The following is a 21,034-nucleotide window of genomic DNA, read 5'->3' on the forward strand; positions in this document are numbered from 1 at the left end:
TGCACCGGATGGTTTCTGGTGCAATCAATGAAATCATTCTTTTATCGAATAATCAACAAATAGATGCGCTAAAGCTCGATATAGAGCTTAATTGCAATCGCAGCCAGTGAAATTGCAATCACTATCTGCGCAATTCGGCCCCAACGCGTATGACGTGCTTCTGCTCTGCCAATCGCTTCTGCAGTCTCTGCATCAAAATGCAAACCCTTGACTGCCATAGCGTCCATCGCAGCCGTGGCACGATCCATTCGCGCAACCATTTCTGGTGTTTTACGGGCGAAACGCAGCAGCGCATAGGCACTGTCTTTTGCATCAAGCAACATGCCCTGCGGCCCGAGATTTTTACGAATCCAACCGCCGACAACCGGCTCTGCAGCTTTCCACATATTGAAATGCGGATCGAGCGTGCGCGATACACCTTCAACCACCACCATCGTCTTCTGAAGCATCAGAAGCTCTGGCCGCGTTTCCATGTCGAACAGTTCGGTCACTTCAAACAGCAGCGTTAGAAGCTTCGCCATCGAAATGGTTTCTGCGGGTTGTCCGTGAATAGGCTCCCCAATGGCGCGGATTGCCTGCGCAAAGCTCGCCACATCATGCGTATGTGGCACGTAACCGGCCTCAAAATGCACTTCCGCCACGCGCAGATAATCGCGTGTGATGAAGCCATAAAGAATTTCTGCGAGAAAGCGCCGCTGATCTTTGTTCAGTCGTCCGGTAATACCGAAATCGACGGCAACAATCACACCCTGCGGATCAACAAACAGATTGCCCGGATGCATATCCGCATGGAAAAAACCATCGCGCAGCGTATGGCGCAGGAAGGATTGGATCAGCGTTTCCGAAAGCTTTTTGAGATCAAAGCCTGCCGCTCTCAAGCCATCGATGTCCGACATTTTAATGCCGTCGATCCATTCAAGCGTCAGAACATCGCGGCCCGTGCGCTCCCAATCCACGTTAGGAACACGGAAGCCCTCATCGTCTTTAATGTTCTCTGCGATTTCAGAAAGCGCTGCCGCTTCAAGCCGCAAGTCCATCTCGATACGTGTGGTCTGATGCAGCGTTTCGACCATCTCGACCGGGCGCAAGCGCCGCGTGAACGGGATGTGTCGCTCCTGCATGCGAGCGACCATAAAGAAGCTTTCAAGATCACGTGCAAAACGCTGGCGCACACCCGGGCGGATAACCTTGACCGCAACCTTATGCGGCGCGCCGTCTTTCATCACATAAGCCGGATGAACCTGCGCCATGGATGCGGCCGCAATTGGCGCGTCAAAGCTCACATAGAGATCATCGATCTTGCGGCCAAGGGAACTCTCAACCGCTGATACAGCTTCATCCTGTGGGAAAAAATCAAGGCGATCCTGCAAAAGCTCCAGATCAGCAGCAACGTCTTTACCAACAATATCAGGACGGGTTGCAAGAAACTGGCCGAGCTTCACGTAAGACGGCCCTAGCTTATTCATCGCCCGCGAAATACGCTCGGAGCGAGGCGCATCTTTCGCGCGTTTGCGTGCAAGAAGCTTCGCAGCCTTGTGTCCCAATGCAGGCAACCCTGCCGCATCATCAACAGGCAGCGAACTCAATACGCCTTCGCGTGCCATGATCCAGCCAGCACGCATCAATCTCAAAGCCGCAGAAATATTGCTCATACTGATCTCAGAGCTTCCAGCCAGAATGAAGGGCTGCAATACCGCCTGTAAAATTGCGATAGCTCACACGCTCAAAACCCGCTTCGCGGATCATGCGCGCAAAATCCTCCTGCTTGGGGAATTTGCGGATCGATTCCACCAGATAGCTGTAGGAATCAGCATCACCCGTGATCATCTTGCCGATCTGCGGAATGGCTTTGAAAGACCACTGGTCATAAATCTTATCAAGCAGCGGCAGTTCAACTTCGGAGAACTCAAGGCACAGGAAACGGCCACCCGGCTTCAACACACGATAGGCTTCGGACAGCGCCTTATCGATATGCGGCACGTTACGGATGCCAAATGAAATCGTGTAAGCATCAAAGCTAGCATCTTCAAAGGGCAGTTCTTCGGCACTGGCTTCAACAAATTCGAGATTGTCAGCCAAGCCCTTCTTGATCGCACGCTCACGACCAACACCCAGCATCGAGCCATTAATGTCAAGAATGGTGACATGCGCCTGACGGTTCGAAGCTTCTACAATACGGAAAGCAATATCGCCTGTGCCACCAGCCACATCGAGCGATTTGAAGCCCGGACGCTTGGACGGTGCCAGCCAGCCGATCATCGCATCTTTCCAGACACGATGCAGGCCACCCGACATGAGATCATTCATCACATCGTAACGCTTGGCGACTTTATGGAAAACGTCGTTGACCAGCCCCTGCTTTTCGCTTTCATCGACCGCCTTGAAGCCGAATGAATGCTCCATGCCACCTTGTGCGCCCACGCGGTCTGCATTGCCGTTGTGCTGGCTCATAACTATCCTGCCGGTTCATGTGCGAAACGAAGCCGATCTCCGTTTTCCGTTTGCTTGATGCATATAAAGCTTGTACCGGACGATACAAGCACAGACCGCAAGCCGATACCCCTTTTGTGATCGCCACTTGCGCATCTGTGCAAAATGTTCAAAGAAATAGAAAACTGTGCGTGCGCGCCTGCCACGCGTTTTCTCCGGCTTAATTAGCCATTACAGTCGATAAAGATAACAAGAAAAGTGGAAACAACATGGGCGTTAATGTCGTCAGCCATCCGCTTGTCCAGCACAAGCTCACCATTATGCGCAAGCGCGAAACCTCAACCGCCAGTTTCCGGCGCTTGCTGAAAGAAATATCGCTGCTGCTTTGCTATGAAGTGACACGCGATCTCGAATTGACCACCATGCATATCGAAACGCCGATGATGCCAATGGAAGCGCCGACGCTTGAAGGCAAGAAGCTGGTTTTCGCTTCGATCCTGCGCGCGGGCAATGGCCTTCTCGAAGGTATGCTGGATCTGGTACCAGCCGCTCGCGTGGCGCATATCGGCCTTTATCGCGATCACGATACGCTTCAGCCAATCGAATATTATTTCAAGGCACCGGAAGATATCGTCAACCGCCTGATTATCGTTGTAGACCCTATGCTGGCCACCGGCCATTCGGCCATCGCAGCGATCGACAAGCTGAAGGAACGCGGCGCAACCAATATCAAGTTCCTGTGCCTGCTGGCAGCACCGGAAGGCATTGAGCGCTTCACAGCGGCTCATCCAGACGTTGATGTCTTCACCGCCTCTATCGATGATAGCCTTGATGAAAAGGGCTATATCGTTCCGGGTCTCGGTGACGCCGGCGACCGCATGTATGGCACGAAGTAAGTTTCAAACCTTACGATAAGCCTTATACCAATCCGCGCTGACCACTCGATAATTGCTATTGAGCGGACAGTGCGGATTTTTTATCTTCCGATGATCGACAAAAATGGAACAGTCCTATGTCCACGGATAACCGCCTGACAGAGCTTGAAATTCGGGTCGCAGAGCAGGAAAAGACGATTGATGAACTTTCATCCGCGCTTGCAGAGCAGTGGAAAACGATTGATCAGCTCAACAAAAAACTGTCCGCGCTGACAGATCGCTTTCTGACACTGGAAGAGCAGACAGCGCCCGAAATCCCTGTCACCAAACCTCCACACTGGTAATTGCATGATTGAAATCATTACCCTCGAACAACGTAAAGATCTCGCAGCCATCTGCGCGAAATGGAACCATGTCGAATGGGGACAAGCAGCGGGCGCAACCGAAGAACAAATCGTCGATGCTCTGAACGAACTGATCCACGCCACCGATGGTCAGGCCGTGCGTGCAGCGCTCTGGAATGGTGAATTGGCAGGCTTTGTTCTGCTCATTCACAATGATCTTGAAAGCCACCCCCATCTCAAGCCATGGGTTGCAAGCCTGCTCGTTGCACCGGAATTCCGTGGGCGCGGTGTTGCCAAAGCGCTCATGACAGCGATTGAAACAGCAGCCCACGAACTCGGCTATAGTGAAGCCTATCTCTATACCGACAAGCCAGATCTTTACCGGAAAATCGCCTGGAGCGATTTTGAAGAACTGAGCGGCGATGATGAAGGCATGTTGATCTTAAATAAGAAAATCGCGCGGGGTTAACCGCGCGTTTTTTTGCTTCTTATGATGCAGCCGGTATTGGGCAACTCACGCCCGTTCCGCGCAAGCCGCAATAGCCGTTCGGATTCTTGGCCAGATATTGCTGGTGATAATCTTCCGCGTAATAGAAAGTCGGAGCATCAGCAATTTCCGTCGTGATCGGACCAAGACCACGCGACGCCAGCGCGGCCTGATAAGCATCTCTGCTCGTTTCAACCGCTTCGCGATCAGCAGCATCAAATGTGTAAATCACTGAACGGTAGGTCGTGCCGATATCATTGCCCTGCCGCATGCCCTGCGTCGGGTCGTGCTCTTCCCAGAAGAGGGTCAGCAATTCGTCAAGGCTCACGACCTTCGGATCATAGACGACCAGCACCACTTCAGCATGACCGGTCAGGCCGGTGCACGTTTCTTCATAGGTCGGGTTGGGCGTAATGCCGCCTGCATAGCCAACAGCCGTCACATAAACGCCTGGTACCTGCCAGAACAGCCGCTCTGCACCCCAGAAACAACCCATGCCGAACATGATTTGTTTCATGCCTTCCGGCCATGGGCCCTTGAGTGGTTTGCCTGAAACATAATGCGACGCTGCCGTCGGAAGTGCCGCAGCACGGCCCGGCAAGGCGTCCTGATGCGAAGGCATTTCAACCTTCTTGCGATAGCTGTCTAGGAAACTCATTCAACACCTCCTGAAGAGCACAGAATATGCGCATGATGCGCAACGCTCTTGGACAAACCAATCTTATGTAACTTTCAGAGCCGCTCCAACCCAAGAAAGATTAAGCAGTGAAGCTGCCAAAGCGCTTTTCGCGACGATAACCCGCCAGATAAAGCAAGAGTGCCAGCACACCGAAAACGAGCCAGCCGGGCTGTTCAAGCAAAGGAACAAACACTCTGTCCCAAGCGACTAAGCCTATATAGTGCGTCACCAACGCTTCTGCATCCCCCAACAGTTCTGGCACACCAACAGCCCACATCTCCAGCAGCGGCTTCACTACGAATTCTTGCGCACCAACTGAACGCGCACCATCCAGAACGGCAAAAACGACTGCCAGTGCCAGACACACCACCGCGAGACTACGCAACACAAAACGAAACACGGTTTTCTATCCTCGAGTTTACAGGCTAGCATTGAACGCGAATATCCACGTTAATTGCTATCGAATATCATCTCAATTCGCCGGCGCAGCGTAACACAAGGCTAATGTAGCGCGTAGCCTAAACCTAAAATCAAATATACCCATAAAAATATCTTTTAAAAACAACTACTTAATTGCCTATAAAAAACTTTCGCATAGCCAGCCACAAATTAACGTAAAAACTGACAAATAGCAGTTGAACATATGTGTATTCTGGCTATATTGCGCGCCGCAGCACCTGTTTTGGCAACTAACCAATGCCTGATTTGAACGGTGTCGTGTTTGCGAGAGTTCTTACCGCACTTGCGGATTTCAAGACAGCAAATGAGTGGAGAGGTGGCCGAGTGGTTGAAGGCGCACGCCTGGAAAGTGTGTATACGGGGAACCGTATCGCGGGTTCGAATCCCGCTCTCTCCGCCAGAACGCTTCCATAAGTATTTAATCTTTTGAGCTCGATGGGGTAAACCCCGTATTTTCTATGCCGACCTTTGGAAAGCCCGCAGCAATCAGCCTGCTAAGTTTGCCGCGCAACCCGTAAAACTATTCGGCACCGCTATTTCAACAAAATACGCAGCATCGCTTCCAATGTTGAATGTCGATAGCGAATATAGATGCGGGGAATGCCAAACGCATCGTCAGTCGAACTGGCGCGTTTACTCACTGTCGTTGTAGCGTTGAGATATCCGGCCTCCCTCACAATCTGTCTGTGGACCGGATCATTTCCACCGTAAGGATAGCAGAAGCTGGTGACTTCCGACCCGAGCACGTCTTCTATTTTGCCTTTACAATCAGTAATTTGACGTTGCGCCTCTTGGTAAGAAATTTGAGGAAGAAGACAATGATCTAATGTGTGCGCGCCGACCTCATGCCCCAACCCCGCCCATTCACGTAATTCACCGGCATTCATACACGGCGATTGAGGTATGCCTTCTTTTGCATCCCAGACATTACTTCCACCAATTTGATTGGCGACGAAATAATTGGTGGCAGTGAAGCCAAATTCCGCCAGTGCGGGAGCTGCATGTTCAAGTGTATTCAAAAATCCATCATCAAAAGTAATGACGACGACTTTACCCTTCTTATCGCCCTGCAAATAAGGCCAAGCATCACGAACGGAGAGCCCTTTATAACCCAATGACTTCAGCCATTTCATTTGAGAACGGAAACTCTCAGGCCGAACGAAAAGTCCTTTATATGGAACTTTAGGATCAGGTAGTCGTGCTATCTGGTGATAAAGAAGAACAGGTACTGACATTATTAATTAGCCTCAGATAAAACACTAATAATTAGGGGGCAATCAATATGCAGTGCTATATTATTAATCTTGACCGTGCACCAGAACGAATGCACCGCATATCTGAGTTGTTGCAATCTTATTCAGCAAACTTCATTCGCCACCCTGCTACTGATGGCGCGCAATTTACAAAAGATGAAATTGCTCTTTACAGAAGCAAACGCACTCAAGGCAAGCCACTCACTACCGGTGAGATCGCTTGCTCTGAATCGCATCTAGCCATTTACCGGCAGATAGTAGCGTCCGCCGATGACTACGCCATTGTTATGGAAGACGACCTGCATTTATCCAATGATACGAGTGATTTCATCAATTCTACAGACTGGATCCCCCAAGGCGCCGAAATTATTAAGCTAGAGACGGTTGATGAACCCACACTCATATCGACGCGAACAATAAAAACCAAAAACAATCGTGAGTTGGGCCAGCTATATTACAAGCATTGGGGGTCTGGAGCTTATGTAATAAGCAAATCAGCCGCTCAGAAAATGCTGGATCAATATATACCGGGTTCGACACCAATCGACGATTATCTTTTTGATCCCAGCGTTGCCCAATTCTCGCTATGGCAGCTCCAACCGGCAATCGCTATTCAAGACGTCATTCTGACGCGATGCAGTACGGCGAATGCCCCCTATTTAACCAGTGAAATTGAGATCGAACGCCAAAAAGAACCGCAGTCCAAGCGCCGGAAAATTGGTTTACGCGCACTTGCAAAAAGAGAAACCATTCGCCTCATACGCAAGAGCAGCAATCGTCTAAAGTTCTTCTGGGGAATTCATATTTCTAAAAATATTGCGAAGAAAAAAATATCCTTCCGATTATGAAAATTGCTCATATGAAATTGGATGATGGACTAAATAACATTTTATAGTTTATATGTATTTGTTTCGAATTACGAAATGGAAATATGAATAAATAATTTCAAATATAATTTTATTAAGTTTTGCGAAAAAATGGATCCTAAAAAGTATATTATATTAGTCGCAAAAAAGCTGCACCAAGCACACTTATCCGTTTTCAGCAACTTTATCATTTGGGTTCTGAACGCTCAGCACGACGTAGTTTTATCAGGCTGAACCCACCCCCGGATAGAACCTAAAATATATTATTCAGCCGTACCGGCAAATCTGCGCACGAATTTACAGTGCAAAGACATCGATACTCAAAAAATACTTTTAAGGAGGCTGTATGGCTCTTAATGACGAGACGACATGCAAAACCAATGAAGCTGGCTGGCGTAAAGCCTTCTTGTCAGTACAGAGCATGCGTATAGGCGTCGTGCCGCTTCCTATATATTTACTCATAGCGCTGCTGATCGTTGGCTTCGCATCGATTGGCAAAGTGCCCACAGATTTGACGATGTCGATCGGCATTCTGTCTGTGGGTGGCTTTCTTTTCATGGAGCTCGGCAAGCGCTTTCGAATTCTGGGACTAATGGGTGGAGCTGCGATTATGGCATTCGTGGTGCCGTCGGCTGCTGTATTCTATGGCGTTATTCCGGCATCTGTTGCGACATCCGTGACGACCTTCAGCAAGCAATCCAACTTCCTCTATCTCTACATTGCAGCAATCATCGTCGGCAGCATAGTGAGTATGGATCGCCGCGTTCTGATAAACGGTTTTTTCCGAATTTTTGTGCCTCTCGCCGCAGGATCAATTGTTGCGTTGATCATGGGAACTCTTGTGGGCATGGCAATGGGACTAACAGCCATACACAGTCTCTTCTTCATCGTTGTGCCTATTATGGCGGGAGGATTAGGAGAAGGCGCAATTCCACTCTCTATGGGATATTCGCTCATTCTTCATCAGCCACAAGATGTTCTATTTGCACAGATTATACCGGTTGTTATGCTCGGTAGTTTTACAGCCGTTTTTCTATGTGGCTTGCTCAACTTGCTAGGAAAGCACTATCCGCATCTCACTGGCGAAGGGCGATTACAGCCAGACGACAAACACATGACACCCCCAGCTGACAGAGCCGTCGAAACTGTCGCAATCACAGATATTGCAGCAGCAGGCGTTACGATTGTCAGCCTGTATTTGCTAGGCGTCTATGTTCAGGATTTAACAGACTTTCCGGCGCCGATATGCATGCTATTCTTGGCTGTTGCAGCCAAAGTTGGCAAACTATTCGAGCCGCGCATCGAAACCGGATGTCATCATGTCTACAAGTTTTTCTCAACTATTGTGACATGGCCGCTACTGTTTGCAATGGGAGTGGCTTATACGCCTTGGGCGAAATTTATTGCGGTATTTAACTTACCCACTGTCGTGACAGTCTTCGCAACGGTTTTCTCTCTGATCACGACAGGTTTCTTTGTTGCCCGGTTTGTTAAACTTTACCCAATCGACACTGCAATTGTGACGGGGTGCCACAGCGGACAAGGTGGGACTGGCGACATTGCAATTTTAACCGCGGCCAACCGTGTGGCTTTGATGCCTTTCGCACAAATAGCGACACGCATTGGCGGAGCAATTACGGTTTCACTCGCGATTATAATATTAAGATATATGATCTAACTTCCAGACCATTAGCGTCGCGAATAATATTGAGAACAATACAGATCGACAGACCTCTCCATCTTTATTGATGAAGCGACATTATGACTGATATTTTTATGAGAGTTAGCGCAATTTGTCGAAGGAACTGGTGCTGCGAGAGAGGATTGAACTCTCGACCTCTCCATTACCAATGGAGTGCTCTACCACTGAGCTACCGCAGCATTCTCTTGAACGCGGCGGACTTCTGACACATCATTACGCAAATCGCAAGCAACCAAATGCAATTATTTTGACATAATGTGGAAATCTCCCACAAGCAGCTACAAAACCCACTTTTCGCGGGCAATGCGCCGTAGTACACAGTCGTCATGAGTGAAAAAGATACCAAAAACAACAAACAGAGCCAGCCTGACCCGCGTGAAAAGCGGCGAGCAGAACAGCTACGGGCGAATCTGATGCGCCGCAAAGTGCAATCACGTTCCCGACGCGCGGGCGATGCAGACGAGCGCAACGACGGCATTACAGCCGGGAAACAAGATCAGGATTGAGATCAGTTGTGCTTGATCAGCATTGGTAACTTTAAAAATTACCTTTTTAGCGAATAAGTATGTTGCAAAGCCTTCCTTGAAGATGGGGAGGAGCTGTTATAAAAGCGCAATAAATCTCTTGCTGGCGTCACCGCACGACTATGATTCGTGATCGACGTAATTTCGCCGCAGGATCAGTCAATTTCATATTGCAGCACTGCGAGTCCCAAGTCCGCAGAGCCTGCAAAATTCGATTACCGGGCAACGGCTTCGGCCCAGAAGGTGAAACAGCATGGATCGCATCAAAATCGTCGGCGGCAATAAGCTTAATGGCGTCATTCCTATCTCTGGTGCGAAAAATGCCGCGCTGCCACTGATGATTGCTTCGCTTCTCACCGACGATACGCTAACACTTGAAAATGTGCCGCACCTCGCCGATGTCGAGCAGCTGATCCGTATTTTGGGCAATCACGGCGTTGATTATTCGGTCAATGGCCGCCGCGAACATCAGGACGGTTCATATTCGCGCACCATCCATTTCACGGCTCGCACGATTGTCGATACCGTTGCTCCTTATGAACTGGTTTCCAAGATGCGTGCGAGCTTCTGGGTTATTGGACCGCTTCTGGCGCGTATGGGCGAAGCGACCGTATCGCTGCCGGGCGGTTGCGCGATTGGTACGCGCCCGGTTGACTTGCTTCTTGAGTGCCTTCAGGCGCTTGGCGCTCAGATCGACATTGAAAACGGTTATGCTAAAGCACGCGCACCCAAGGGTGGTCTTGTTGGCGCACGATATCGTTTCCCGAAAGTTTCGGTTGGTGCAACCCATGTCATGCTGATGGCAGCGGTGCTTGCCAAGGGCGAAACCATTATCGAGAACCCTGCGCGTGAACCGGAAGTCGTCAATCTTGCTGACTGCCTGAACGCCATGGGTGCAAAAATCACGGGTGCAGGCACCGAGACAATCCACATTCAGGGTGTAACCAGCCTGTCGGGTGCTCGCGTTCGCGTTATTCCTGACCGCATCGAAACCGGCACGTATGCCATGGTTGTCGCGATGACCGGCGGCGATGTTGTGCTCGAAGGTGCTGAAGCAAGCCAGTTGACTGCCGCGCTTGATGTCCTGCGCAAGGCCGGCGCGGAAATCACCGAAACCAATAGCGGTCTTCGCGTTGTTCGCAATGGCCATGGTATTCATCCGGTTGATGTTACCACTGATCCATTCCCCGGCTTTCCAACCGATCTTCAGGCACAGTTCATGGGCTTGATGACGATGGCCAAGGGCACATCACACATTACTGAGACGATTTTCGAAAACCGCTTCATGCATGTGCAGGAACTGGCACGTCTTGGCGCGAAAATTTCGCTGTCCGGCCAGACTGCAACCGTTGAAGGCGTCGAGCGCCTCAAGGGTGCGCAGGTTATGGCAACGGATCTGCGCGCTTCGGTTTCGCTGGTAATCGCTGGCCTTGCAGCTGAAGGCGAAACCATTGTCAATCGCGTCTATCACCTTGATCGTGGCTTTGAGCGTCTGGAAGAAAAGCTTTCGCGTTGCGGAGCCAACGTCGAACGCATCAGCGGATAAAAGTTCAAAAGCCGGAGTTGCGCACAGCATTCCGGCTTTTCTTTCACTCCTAAAGCGTGTCGCAATTTATCGTATTCGATCGACACGCTTTATCTCTTTGTTTTTACGCATGTCGTTATCGGATCGTAGCGGGATCAGAAATCAGTCCAGTGGACTGATTTCCCCGCGAAGACGGTTCCCACTTTTCCGAGACATGCTTTAGCTTATTAATCAACAGGCTGAAAAGCCTGTCGATTTTTTTGTGGCTACATGTAAAGTTGCTTCCAACATCATTTTGAGAATAGCAAGGAACGATACCAGATATGGAAATGTTGAAGCTTGTGGCGCTGGATGAGGAAGATTTGCAGGTCCTGTCCGCCCATCTTCAGGATGCGGTTCTGAAAGTATCAGACCTGCAATATCTGGCGGCGGATAAGCGCTTTGTCCTTACGCTCAACCGTTTTGCGTGGGAAGAAGCCAAGCCAAAGCTGTTCCGCAAGCCGCAATATCAACGCCGCCGTACCGCTTTGCATTTTAACCGCGTTACGGCGGTCAAAGGCAGCGGCATCGACCGCCAAAAGACCGAAGAAGTTCTTTCTCTGCTGGCTATCCGCTTTATCGCAGGCGAAGCACCAGCCGGAACTTTGGAACTGACTTTCTCGGCAAATGCCGCTATCCGTCTCGATGTAGAATGCATTGAAGCGCAGCTAACAGATCTTGGTCCAGCATGGGAAACAGCCTCCGTGCCAAAACACGAAGCCTGATTGCCGCTTTGCCCAGACTGAAAATGACTGATAATTAAAGGAATACCAGCGTGGCCACGACGCTCAGACAAAACGATCCTGATTTTGAACAGAAGTTTGCAGCTTTCCTCACAGGCAAGCGCGAAGTTTCGGAAGATGTGGATCGTGCTGCGCGTGAAATCGTTGATCGTGTACGCCGCGAAGGCGATGCTGCACTGATTGAATATTCACAGCGTTTCGACCGTATTGATCTGAACAAGACCGGCATCCGTGTGACGGAAGCTGAAATTGATGCGGCTTTCGATGAAGCGCCAGCTTCGACCATTGAAGCGCTGAAGCTCGCTCATGAGCGCATTGAAAAACATCATGCGCGTCAGTTGCCAAAAGACGACCGCTACACCGATGCACTTGGTGTGGAACTCGGTTCTCGCTGGACGGCAATCGAAGCTGTCGGCCTTTATGTTCCGGGCGGCACGGCAAGCTATCCAAGCTCGGTGCTGATGAATGCCGTGCCTGCAAAGGTTGCAGGCTGCGAGCGCATCGTGATGGTTGTCCCCTCGCCCGATGGCAAGCTCAATCCGCTGGTTTTGGTGGCAGCACGTCTGGCCGGTGTTTCAGAAATCTATCGTGTTGGCGGTGCGCAAGCTGTTGCGGCACTCGCCTATGGCACCGAAACCATTGCACCCGTTGCCAAAATCGTCGGCCCCGGCAATGCATTCGTGGCTGCTGCGAAGCGCATCGTATTTGGCACGGTCGGCATCGACATGATCGCCGGACCATCGGAAGTGCTGGTGATTGCCGACAAGGACAACAATCCAGACTGGCTGGCTGCTGACATTCTGGCACAGGCCGAACATGATACGGCTGCGCAATCGATCCTGATGACCGATAACGAGCCTTTCGCAAAGGCCGTCGAAGAAGCCGTCGAACGCCAGCTCAAAACTTTGCCGCGTGCAGAAACAGCTTCCGCAAGCTGGCGCGATTTTGGTGCGGTCATTCTGGTTGATGATTTTGAAGCTGCCATTCCGCTGGCCAACCGTATTGCTGCTGAACATCTGGAAATCGCGACCGCTGACCCGGAAGCGCTTTTGCCAAAAATCCGCAATGCTGGTTCGGTGTTTATCGGCGCCTACACGCCAGAAGTGATCGGCGATTATGTCGGCGGCTGCAACCACGTTTTGCCGACGGCACGTTCGGCACGATTCTCGTCTGGCCTGTCGGTTCTGGATTACATGAAGCGCACCTCGCTTCTGAAACTCGGCCCAGATCAGTTGCGCGCGCTCGGACCGGCAGCCATTGAAATCGCCCGTGCCGAAGGCCTTGGTGCTCACGCACAATCCGTCGCCATTCGGCTTAATCTATGAGGGATCATGACCGCTGGCGTTCCTAATGCCCGATTGATCGACATCGAGCTGGATGAGTCCATCGGCCGCTCGACGCCTGATGTCGAGCACGAACGCGCGGTCGCGATTTTCGATCTGGTTGAAGAAAACGCATTCTACCCGGTCGGTGACGATGTGGGCGGACCCTACAAGCTCAAATTGTCGCTGATGGAATCACGCCTGATTTTTTTGATCATGCGCGAGAGTGGCGACACTGTTGCGACTCACATTCTATCGCTGACGCCGCTTCGCCGTGTGGTGCGCGATTATTTCATGGTCTGCGAAAGCTATTATGAAGCGATCCGTTCCGCCAGCCCCAGCAAGATCGAAGCCATCGATATGGGGCGGCGCGGCTTGCATAATGAAGGATCGCAAGTTCTGCAAACCCGTTTGAACGGCAAAATCGAAGTCGATTTCACAACCGCACGGCGTCTTTTCACGCTCGTCTGCGTGCTGCACTGGCGGGGCTGATCCTTGATGCCGGTTGAGGACGTGATTGCACCATCAGAAGAAGTTAAAGCCGCCAAACGGCCAACCTCTGTGCTTTTTGTCTGCGGAAAGAACGCGATACGCTCGCCGATTGCCGAACTTCTTGCCAGAAAACTGTTGCCGTCCAATATGTTCATTGCTTCCGCAGGTGTGCAGCGCGGCGAACGTGATCCGTTTGTTGATGCCGTACTTGTCGAAGAAGGTTTATCGCTGGATGATCGGCAACCACGCGGGCTGGAAGAACTGGCAGATGGTTATTTCGACCTGATCATTACACTGACCCCGCTTGCCCATCATACAGTGCTTGAAAAAATGCGCGGATTTTCAGTGAATGTGGAATATTGGCCCACACCAGACCCAACGCTTGTGACAGGCAGTCGCGAGCAGATCATGAATGCTTATCGTGATGTGCGCGACCGCTTAAAGCGCCAAATTACGCAGCGTTTGGCCCCAAATTAACAGCCTCACAGCCTAATCCAATTCCGTTGTTCACAAATGCCGTCTAATCATATAGGTTCCGGCCAAATTTAAAGCTATGGCCCGGTTTCAGGCCAATTTATCGTAGAAAGAAATAGGTATCGTATGCCGAAAGAAGAAGTCCTAGAGTTTCCAGGTGTTGTTACGGAACTGCTGCCAAATGCAATGTTCCGCGTAAAGCTCGAAAACGACCACGAAATTATTGCTCACACTGCTGGCCGTATGCGCAAAAACCGCATCCGCGTTCTCGCAGGCGACAAGGTTCTGGTTGAAATGACCCCTTACGACCTGACCAAGGGCCGTATTACCTACCGCTTCAAGTAAGCCTCACTTCGCTTTTCAGGAAAACTGGTGTCTATGAGCGCGCAACATAAGCTGGTTCTTGCCTCCGGCTCTCCCCGCAGGATTGAGCTTCTGGGGCAAGTCGGCATTGAGCCGGATCATATTCAGCCGGCTGATATTAACGAGACGCCTGAGCGTAGCGAACATCCGCGTTCGCTCGCGCGTCGTCTTGCGCGCGAAAAGGCAAAGGCTGCACAGGAACAATTGCAGGGCGATGAAAAATTCGCCAAAGCTTTTGTGCTGGCAGCTGATACGGTTGTCGCGGTTGGTCGCCGTATTCTGCCCAAAGCAGAAATCACTGACGAAGCGCGGGAATGCCTGCGTCTTTTGTCGGGGCGCACGCATAAGGTTTTTACCGGCGTTTGCGTGATCCTGCCCAACGGCAATTTGCGCCAGACGCTTGTTGAAACGCGCCTGCGCTTTGAACGCCTGACACGCAAACAGATCGACGCCTATCTCGCTTCCGGTGAATGGCGCGGTAAGGCTGGCGGCTATGCCATTCAGGGGCTTGCTGGCAGTTTTGTGGTCAAGCTGGTTGGCTCTTACACCAATGTTGTGGGATTGCCGCTTCAGGAAGTTGTGAGCATGCTGGCTGACGGTGACTATCCGGTTTATGCAAACTGGGAAAGCGGCAAGGTCTGATATTTCTATGAGCGATAAGAAAGACATATCAACGGCACCGGACGCGCGCGTAACACCGTTGCGCCCGACACGCCCCTGCCCTGAGTGCAGCAAGCCGTCGACGCGCGATTCTTATCCGTTCTGTTCGCCACGCTGTAAAAGCATTGATCTCAATCGCTGGCTTTCGGGAAGCTATGTCATTCCGGGAAAAACGATTGAAGAAGAGGAAGAAAACGACAACTGACGTTTTCTTGTATGTGATTTCCACAATCAAAACGGTGCTTTAGCGCGTTTATAAGAAATCTTATAAAAAGTGCGATAGGGTGCTGGACAGCGCGAAATTTAATGCTATAACGCACCCACTTCCGGCGGACACCAACACCGCCACCAAGTGAGAAATCACTGACAGGATGCCCGGATAGCTCAGTTGGTAGAGCAGCGGATTGAAAATCCGCGTGTCGGCGGTTCAAATCCGTCTCCGGGCACCACTCTTACTTTCAAAAGATGACAACAGTGTTTCGCGCAGTTTCGCTATCGCAATGGAAGCCGCCTGCTCTTTAAATCAGCAGTCTATCAACTCCCATCACTAGCTCAGCATCGACCGATTACGCCCGGCATTTTTTGCGGCATATAAAGCTTTATCAGCCGCAACGAGAAAAGCCTTGCGATCCCCACGTTGATACTCGGCAATACCGGCTGAGAACGTCACTTCAATAGACTCGCTGCTCAATCGCCTCTCAGCAAGTTGGCCACGCAATCTTTCAATAACGGCCAAAGCGGCTTGTGCGTTTGTACGCGGCATAATGATCAGAATCTCTTCGCCTCCATAACGAACGGCAGAATCGCCCTCTCTGATTCCATTGATGATCATCTCTGAAATCTCACGCAAAACCTCGTCACCAACCACATGCCCATAAAGATCATTGATCCGTTTGAAATAGTCCACGTCGATAAACGCAACCGACAGAGGCTCAAGCCGCACCTTCGACAAAGCAATCGCTTTTGACACACGATCAAGGCCAGCCCTGCGATTGAGCAGAGCCGTCAACTCATCACGCGTTGCATGAAATTCAAGCTTTCGGTTTGCGCGTAACAACTTGTCTTCAGCAATCTTCTGCTGCGTAATATCGGTCACAAAGGTTGCCTTGTTGCGGCTGCCATCTTTGCCCAGCAGCAGAACCGCATTAGCGATAATGAAGAGTTCATTGCCGTGCCTATCCAGCACAGTCCATTCCATCTGGAGCTCTGTCAGAGATTGGCTATCATCTTCTGAGTAATCATTGATGAACTTGGTGTGCAGTGCAGTAAGCTCATTTTTGTTTGCATCGGGAACCAGAATAGTGAAATCCTGACCAATCAGCTCATCAGCTTCATAGCCATAAAGATTGCAAAACGCTCTGTTGACGAAAATGAAAAGACCCTGCTCGTCAGTAATGCAAACACCCAGAGGGCTTTCCGTGACCAAAGAAAGAATATTATTCGAGGAAACAAAGGGATTCTTCTGATCATGTATGTGCATATATTAGCATCCTCTTCCTGACGTCACATATAACGTCTCAGGATGATTTTCCGCGCACAAACTGAATAAACATTTCTAACAGTGAGCTGAAAATTTTGAAGGCAAATATTCATAAAAATCAAATACTAAGATTTATCGCTCATCTTGTAAATGTTTAATCCATGCAGAAACACTGCGGCGTTTCATATAAGTAGTGTCGTGACTGCTTCACGATGCACCCCAAGTTTTAATGGTTCATAACCAGCATATTTTACGTCTACTGGTTAATCCGAATACAGCCATTGCAACTCGTCATTGCGCATGGATGCCCACATAGCCTCGTCTGACAGATTTGTTAGTTGATTGAAGCAATCCAATTTGCTTAATGAGGCCCATGCTTTTACACGACAAACACCGCCTCGCTGTTCTTTCTTCCTACAACACGATCGAGATGGGCCAGGACCGCACACTGGATGCGCTCTGCAATCTCGTGTTGTCGACGTTTGGCGTGCCAATGGCTGCTGTTTCGCTTGTTGACGAGCACACCACGCATCACATTGGCATGGCGGGATGTGTTTTTGGAGATTTGCCAAACGAGAACACTTTTTGTTCGCATGCAATTGAAGGAACCGATCCGTTCCTCATTGAAGATGCCACCAGTGACAATCGTTTTGCGACCAACCCTTTTGTGAAAGAAGACCCAGGCATCCGTTTCTATCTTGGCGCGCCGCTGATTGCGCCAGATGGATCGACGCTTGGCGCAATCTGCGCTCTCGATACCAAGACCAGACAATGCACACCGGAAGAGAAGATCAAGCTTGCTGGCCTTGCCAGCACAGCTGTCGAGATTCTCAATATGCGCCGCGTCTTGCGCGAAGCACGCAAGTTAGCACTTGTTGATGGCCTCACCGGCATTGCCAACCGCACCGGCATTGAGCTTGAGATCGAAAAAGCCATTATGGCTTCGCGCAATCACAGTCTGCCATTCTCGCTTCTTTATTTCGATGTCGATCATTTCAAACAGGTCAATGATCAGCGCGGTCACTCTGCGGGTGACGAATTGTTGCGGCTGATTGGCGAAACGCTTGCAGAGCGCAATCGCCCGGATGAAATCAGCGCACGACCCGGCGGCGACGAATTTATCATTTTGCGTTTGGGCGGAACCAAGGCCAGTGACCTTGTAGAAGCACAAAAGATCAAAGCCTTGCTGGATGATGCTGTTTCGCGTGCTGGCTTCCCGGTCAGCTTCTCAATGGGGCTTGTCAGCTTCAGTGTTGCGCCCAATGATGTGGGCTCGGCTTTGTATGCGGCGGACGCTCTTCTTTATGATGCCAAGCGTCGCGGCAAGAATATGATTTCCGCAGGCGAACAGAAATAAGAACCGGGGCTGTCACTTTTGAGTGAGATTATCCGTGCGATTGATCGCGGCGGTTGATCTCGCATATCTTCTGGCTATTTTCGCTCCGTTATCAAACTCCTCTATTTTAAGCAGGGTCTCATCGACCGTCATTATGCTCTAGACAAGGCTTCGACATGATCTGGACACTGTTCGGCATTCTTTCCGGTGCGTGCATTGCAATACAGGCACCCATCAATGCAGCACTAGCGCGTGGTCTCGGTTCGCCTGTAACTGCTGCCGCAATCTCATTTTTATCAGGTGCCGTCATTCTTGGAATGATTGCAGCAGTTACTGCGCGCGCAACGGGTGCTATGCCAAACTTCAACGTGCCTGCGGGCTGGTTGTTTGTGGCTGGCGGCGCGCTGGGCTGCATCTATGTAACAACATCCGTTCTGCTCACGCCACGCATTGGAGCGGCCGCCGTAATGGGGCTTGCCGTGGCTGGACAATTGCTGGCTGGGCTTGCCGCTGACCGGATCGGCTTTATGGGTATCGCTGTTCGCGAGATCACAGCGGGACGCATTGCGGGAGCCGTCTTGCTTCTGACCGGCGCGCTGATGATCCGCTTTCTTTAGAGACCATGTTTACGCGCATCTTGTTCCGAAAGCCACCTCACACCTTTCGGGATGCGCTTATATAAAAAGCGCGCCATTGATCTGACGCGCCTTTGTCTTTTACGAAAATCAAAACTTACTGCTGAACATATTCCAGTGTCAGCGTTTCAACACCAGCTGACAGTGCAGTGCCCTTTTCGGTGTCTACAGCCAGCGGCTGAAGCGTGAAGGCCTGACCAGTTCCGCCCACCAGAACCTGAACGCCTGCGCCAAGACCAAGGCTTGCATCCGCTTCTGCACCAGCATAGGTGCCAGCAAGTGCGCCCGGCTCAACCGTCGTGGTTGCAGCAAGAACAGTCCAGGTCATCTGGCCGCCGGTGGTTTCACCCAGCTCCAGACCATATTGATCGATCGAGCCGTTATACTGCTGCGACAGCCCATTGCCATTCGACAACGTGCAGCTGACCTTCTGCTTCTGCTCGATGATCAGGCCAATGCCCGCAGAAACATCACAGGAAAGCACACCAACTTCGGCGCTAACCTGCGCAGAACCGGAAGTCGTTGCGGCCATAAGAATAGAAGCACCAAGCACCCAAATTGCTTTTTTCATCATGAACTCTTCCCAAAAATCTGCGCAGTTATTCCGCGCAACCATGTCTTCGTAAGGGAACAATACTTAAGATTGCGCTTAAAAATGAATTATCTTTTGGTATGGGTCTGATTATCTGAATAGCTTCGCATGAGCTCATAAGAAAAACCCCGGCTTGGGTAAACAGGCCGGGGTTTCGGACTTAACCCTTAAAGGTATATTCCGTAATCGACTGAGGCTTCATTTCAATCGAGAAGCCCGGAAGCGATGGCGGCATATAAGCCGCATCCTTGATGATGCATGGCTCGATGAAATGCTCGTGCAGATGATCGACATATTCGATCACACGACCGTCCATGGTGCCGGAAACGGCAACATAATCGATCATCGAAAGATGCTGCACATATTCGCAAAGACCAACACCGCCTGCATGTGGCCAGACCGGCTTGTTATATTTCGCAGCAATCAGCAGCACGGCCAGAACTTCATTCAGACCACCCATGCGGCAGCTGTCGATCTGAACAATGTCGATGGCGCCTTCCGCGATGAACTGCTTGAACATGATGCGGTTCTGGCACATTTCGCCCGTCGCAACCTTCACTTCACCAATGGCTTCGCGGATTTTGCGATGACCCGCAACATCATCCGGGCTGGTTGGTTCTTCGATGAAGAAGGGCTTGGAGAAGGCAAGCTTGTTGACCCACTCAATCGCCTGATCAACTTCCCACACCTGATTGGCATCGATCATCAGATAACGATCCGGCCCAATCACTTCACGCGCAATGGTGAGACGACGAATATCGTCTTCGAGATCGCGGCCAACCTTCATCTTGATGTGATTGAAGCCTTCATCAATGGCTTCCTGACACAGACGACGCAGCTTGTCGTCGCCATAGCCGAGCCACCCCGCCGAGGTCGTGTAGCAAGGATAGCCAGTGGCTTCGAGCTTCGCGATCCGCTCGGCCTTGCCGCTTTCTGCTTTGCGCAGAATTTCGACAGCTTCATCGCGGGTCAACACATCGGTCAGATAGCGATAATCGACAATGTCAGCGATTTCTTCTGCCGAAAGCTCCGACACCAGACGCCAGACCGGCTTGCCAGACTGCTTTGCCAGCAGATCCCAGAAAGCGTTGACCACAGCGCCAGTTGCCAGATGCATCGCACCCTTTTCAGGGCCGATCCAACGCAGCTGGCTGTCGCTGGTAAGATGACGCCAGAATTTGCCCGGAGCCTCGCGCACCACGTCGAGATCGACGCCGACCACCAGATGACGCATGGCGAGAATGGCCTGACAGCAAATGTCATTGCCGCGACCGATGGTGAAAGTAAGACCATGGCCTTTCAGCACCTCATCATCCGTATCGAGGATGACATAGGCTGCCGAGTAATCCGGGTCCGGGTTCATTGCGTCAGAGCCGTCCAGACTTTGCGAAGTCGGGAAGCGGAGATCGAAGACGCGCAGATCAGTGATTTTCGTCATTTTGGTTTCCGCTTCAAATATCCGCGCGCACGTTCTGCTTCTGCGTGCCGAGGCCTTCAATGCCGAGTTCGACAACGTCTCCAGCCTTGAGGTAACGCGGTGGCTTCATGCCCATACCAACGCCCGGAGGCGTGCCGGTGGAGATGATGTCGCCCGGCTGCAACGACATGAACTGCGACAGATATGAAACCAGATGACGCACGCCATAAACCATGGTCTTTGTCGAGCCGTCCTGCATGGTTTCGCCGTTGACCTTGAGCCACATGCCAAGGTTCTGCGGGTCAGCAACTTCGTCCTTCGTCACAAGCCAAGGGCC

General features: G+C 51.0%; 25 protein-coding genes and 3 tRNA genes. 18 read left to right on the top strand and 10 right to left on the bottom strand.

The window, feature by feature from the left end; all coding sequences use genetic code 11:
• Positions 1 to 68: 68 nt before the first annotated feature.
• Together ubiB and ubiE are read right to left on the bottom strand one after the other, a co-directional pair.
• Positions 69 to 1,652 (bottom strand): 2-polyprenylphenol 6-hydroxylase, encoded by a 1,584-nt coding sequence (gene ubiB, locus J2782_RS07635; protein ID WP_310010990.1) that lies wholly within the window; start codon positions 1,650 to 1,652, stop codon positions 69 to 71.
• 7 nt (positions 1,653 to 1,659) lie between these two features.
• Complete coding sequence (gene ubiE, locus J2782_RS07640; RefSeq protein WP_310010991.1) at positions 1,660 to 2,451, bottom strand: bifunctional demethylmenaquinone methyltransferase/2-methoxy-6-polyprenyl-1,4-benzoquinol methylase UbiE; 792 nt, start codon at positions 2,449 to 2,451, stop codon at positions 1,660 to 1,662.
• A gap of 248 nt (positions 2,452 to 2,699) precedes the next feature.
• Between ubiE and upp the strand changes: the two genes are divergently transcribed.
• The 3 genes from upp (at position 2,700) to J2782_RS07655 (ending at position 4,118) form a co-directional block, all read left to right on the top strand.
• A complete protein-coding gene (gene upp, locus J2782_RS07645) occupies positions 2,700 to 3,326 on the top strand; it encodes a uracil phosphoribosyltransferase (RefSeq protein WP_310010992.1) in 627 nt (208 codons plus the stop codon).
• Positions 3,327 to 3,442: 116 nt separating this feature from the next.
• The gene (locus tag J2782_RS07650; protein WP_310010993.1) at positions 3,443 to 3,649 is read left to right on the top strand and encodes a SlyX family protein; all 207 of its coding nucleotides are present in this window, start codon (positions 3,443 to 3,445) and stop codon (positions 3,647 to 3,649) included.
• 4 nt (positions 3,650 to 3,653) lie between these two features.
• Positions 3,654 to 4,118, top strand: coding sequence for a GNAT family N-acetyltransferase (locus J2782_RS07655; protein ID WP_310010994.1), 465 nt, complete (start codon positions 3,654 to 3,656; stop codon positions 4,116 to 4,118).
• Between the two features lie 19 nt (positions 4,119 to 4,137).
• Here the strand turns inward: J2782_RS07655 and msrA are convergent, their stop codons facing one another.
• Together msrA and J2782_RS07665 are read right to left on the bottom strand one after the other, a co-directional pair.
• Positions 4,138 to 4,794: a peptide-methionine (S)-S-oxide reductase MsrA gene (msrA, locus tag J2782_RS07660; protein ID WP_310010995.1), complete on the bottom strand. Its 657-nt coding sequence runs from the start codon at positions 4,792 to 4,794 to the stop codon at positions 4,138 to 4,140.
• Between the two features lie 100 nt (positions 4,795 to 4,894).
• Positions 4,895 to 5,215, bottom strand: a complete 321-nt coding sequence (locus tag J2782_RS07665) for a hypothetical protein (protein WP_310010997.1) — start codon at positions 5,213 to 5,215, stop codon at positions 4,895 to 4,897.
• Positions 5,216 to 5,584: 369 nt separating this feature from the next.
• On the opposite strand from J2782_RS07665, the gene J2782_RS07670 reads away from it, so the two are divergent.
• Positions 5,585 to 5,674, top strand: a tRNA-Ser gene (locus tag J2782_RS07670).
• A gap of 133 nt (positions 5,675 to 5,807) precedes the next feature.
• On the opposite strand, the gene J2782_RS07675 is transcribed toward J2782_RS07670, so the two are convergent.
• Positions 5,808 to 6,509, bottom strand: coding sequence for a polysaccharide deacetylase family protein (locus J2782_RS07675; protein WP_310010998.1), 702 nt, complete (start codon positions 6,507 to 6,509; stop codon positions 5,808 to 5,810).
• 47 nt (positions 6,510 to 6,556) lie between these two features.
• Between J2782_RS07675 and J2782_RS07680 the strand changes: the two genes are divergently transcribed.
• Together J2782_RS07680 and J2782_RS07685 are read left to right on the top strand one after the other, a co-directional pair.
• Complete coding sequence (locus J2782_RS07680) at positions 6,557 to 7,375, top strand: glycosyltransferase family 25 protein (RefSeq protein ID WP_310010999.1); 819 nt, start codon at positions 6,557 to 6,559, stop codon at positions 7,373 to 7,375.
• A gap of 364 nt (positions 7,376 to 7,739) precedes the next feature.
• Positions 7,740 to 9,071: a 2-hydroxycarboxylate transporter family protein gene (locus tag J2782_RS07685; RefSeq protein WP_310011000.1), complete on the top strand. Its 1,332-nt coding sequence runs from the start codon at positions 7,740 to 7,742 to the stop codon at positions 9,069 to 9,071.
• A 128-nt stretch (positions 9,072 to 9,199) separates the two neighbouring features.
• Here J2782_RS07685 and J2782_RS07690 read toward each other — a convergent pair.
• Positions 9,200 to 9,274: transfer RNA gene (locus J2782_RS07690), tRNA-Thr, on the bottom strand.
• Between the two features lie 147 nt (positions 9,275 to 9,421).
• Between J2782_RS07690 and J2782_RS07695 the strand changes: the two genes are divergently transcribed.
• From J2782_RS07695 to J2782_RS07740, 10 genes are all read left to right on the top strand, one after another.
• Positions 9,422 to 9,601 (top strand): hypothetical protein, encoded by a 180-nt coding sequence (locus J2782_RS07695; protein ID WP_310011001.1) that lies wholly within the window; start codon positions 9,422 to 9,424, stop codon positions 9,599 to 9,601.
• 271 nt (positions 9,602 to 9,872) lie between these two features.
• Entirely contained in the window at positions 9,873 to 11,165 is a 1,293-nt protein-coding gene (murA, locus tag J2782_RS07700) for a UDP-N-acetylglucosamine 1-carboxyvinyltransferase (RefSeq protein ID WP_250039032.1), read from the top strand.
• Between the two features lie 302 nt (positions 11,166 to 11,467).
• On the top strand, positions 11,468 to 11,908 hold the full coding sequence (locus J2782_RS07705; protein ID WP_250039033.1) for a DUF2948 family protein: 441 nt from the start codon (positions 11,468 to 11,470) through the stop codon (positions 11,906 to 11,908).
• Between the two features lie 50 nt (positions 11,909 to 11,958).
• Positions 11,959 to 13,251, top strand: a complete 1,293-nt coding sequence (hisD, locus tag J2782_RS07710) for a histidinol dehydrogenase (protein WP_310011002.1) — start codon at positions 11,959 to 11,961, stop codon at positions 13,249 to 13,251.
• Between the two features lie 6 nt (positions 13,252 to 13,257).
• The gene (locus J2782_RS07715; RefSeq protein WP_250039035.1) at positions 13,258 to 13,740 is read left to right on the top strand and encodes a UPF0262 family protein; all 483 of its coding nucleotides are present in this window, start codon (positions 13,258 to 13,260) and stop codon (positions 13,738 to 13,740) included.
• A gap of 6 nt (positions 13,741 to 13,746) precedes the next feature.
• Entirely contained in the window at positions 13,747 to 14,217 is a 471-nt protein-coding gene (locus J2782_RS07720; RefSeq protein ID WP_310011003.1) for an arsenate-mycothiol transferase ArsC, read from the top strand.
• A 123-nt stretch (positions 14,218 to 14,340) separates the two neighbouring features.
• Positions 14,341 to 14,559, top strand: coding sequence for a translation initiation factor IF-1 (infA, locus tag J2782_RS07725; protein WP_007873428.1), 219 nt, complete (start codon positions 14,341 to 14,343; stop codon positions 14,557 to 14,559).
• Between the two features lie 33 nt (positions 14,560 to 14,592).
• The gene (locus J2782_RS07730; protein WP_310011005.1) at positions 14,593 to 15,219 is read left to right on the top strand and encodes a Maf-like protein; all 627 of its coding nucleotides are present in this window, start codon (positions 14,593 to 14,595) and stop codon (positions 15,217 to 15,219) included.
• 7 nt (positions 15,220 to 15,226) lie between these two features.
• A complete protein-coding gene (gene yacG, locus J2782_RS07735) occupies positions 15,227 to 15,442 on the top strand; it encodes a DNA gyrase inhibitor YacG (RefSeq protein WP_250039037.1) in 216 nt (71 codons plus the stop codon).
• A gap of 168 nt (positions 15,443 to 15,610) precedes the next feature.
• A tRNA-Phe gene (locus J2782_RS07740) sits at positions 15,611 to 15,686 on the top strand.
• Between the two features lie 98 nt (positions 15,687 to 15,784).
• Here J2782_RS07740 and J2782_RS07745 read toward each other — a convergent pair.
• Positions 15,785 to 16,717, bottom strand: coding sequence for a sensor domain-containing diguanylate cyclase (locus J2782_RS07745; protein WP_310011007.1), 933 nt, complete (start codon positions 16,715 to 16,717; stop codon positions 15,785 to 15,787).
• A 373-nt stretch (positions 16,718 to 17,090) separates the two neighbouring features.
• Between J2782_RS07745 and J2782_RS07750 the strand changes: the two genes are divergently transcribed.
• Positions 17,091 to 18,074 (top strand): sensor domain-containing diguanylate cyclase, encoded by a 984-nt coding sequence (locus tag J2782_RS07750; protein WP_310011008.1) that lies wholly within the window; start codon positions 17,091 to 17,093, stop codon positions 18,072 to 18,074.
• A 155-nt stretch (positions 18,075 to 18,229) separates the two neighbouring features.
• On the top strand, positions 18,230 to 18,670 hold the full coding sequence (locus J2782_RS07755) for a DMT family transporter (protein WP_310011009.1): 441 nt from the start codon (positions 18,230 to 18,232) through the stop codon (positions 18,668 to 18,670).
• A gap of 115 nt (positions 18,671 to 18,785) precedes the next feature.
• Here J2782_RS07755 and J2782_RS07760 read toward each other — a convergent pair whose 3' ends face one another.
• The 3 genes from J2782_RS07760 to J2782_RS07770 form a co-directional block, all read right to left on the bottom strand.
• Positions 18,786 to 19,262, bottom strand: coding sequence for a DUF992 domain-containing protein (locus tag J2782_RS07760; RefSeq protein ID WP_310011011.1), 477 nt, complete (start codon positions 19,260 to 19,262; stop codon positions 18,786 to 18,788).
• A gap of 178 nt (positions 19,263 to 19,440) precedes the next feature.
• Positions 19,441 to 20,718: an L-fuconate dehydratase gene (locus tag J2782_RS07765; protein ID WP_310011012.1), complete on the bottom strand. Its 1,278-nt coding sequence runs from the start codon at positions 20,716 to 20,718 to the stop codon at positions 19,441 to 19,443.
• A gap of 13 nt (positions 20,719 to 20,731) precedes the next feature.
• A partial coding sequence (locus J2782_RS07770; protein WP_310011013.1) for a fumarylacetoacetate hydrolase family protein occupies positions 20,732 to 21,034 on the bottom strand: 303 nt, incomplete at its 5' end.

It is taken from the genome of Brucella pseudogrignonensis, from assembly GCF_031454375.1.
In the GTDB taxonomy this organism is placed as follows: Bacteria; Pseudomonadota; Alphaproteobacteria; order Rhizobiales; family Rhizobiaceae; genus Brucella; species Brucella pseudogrignonensis_A.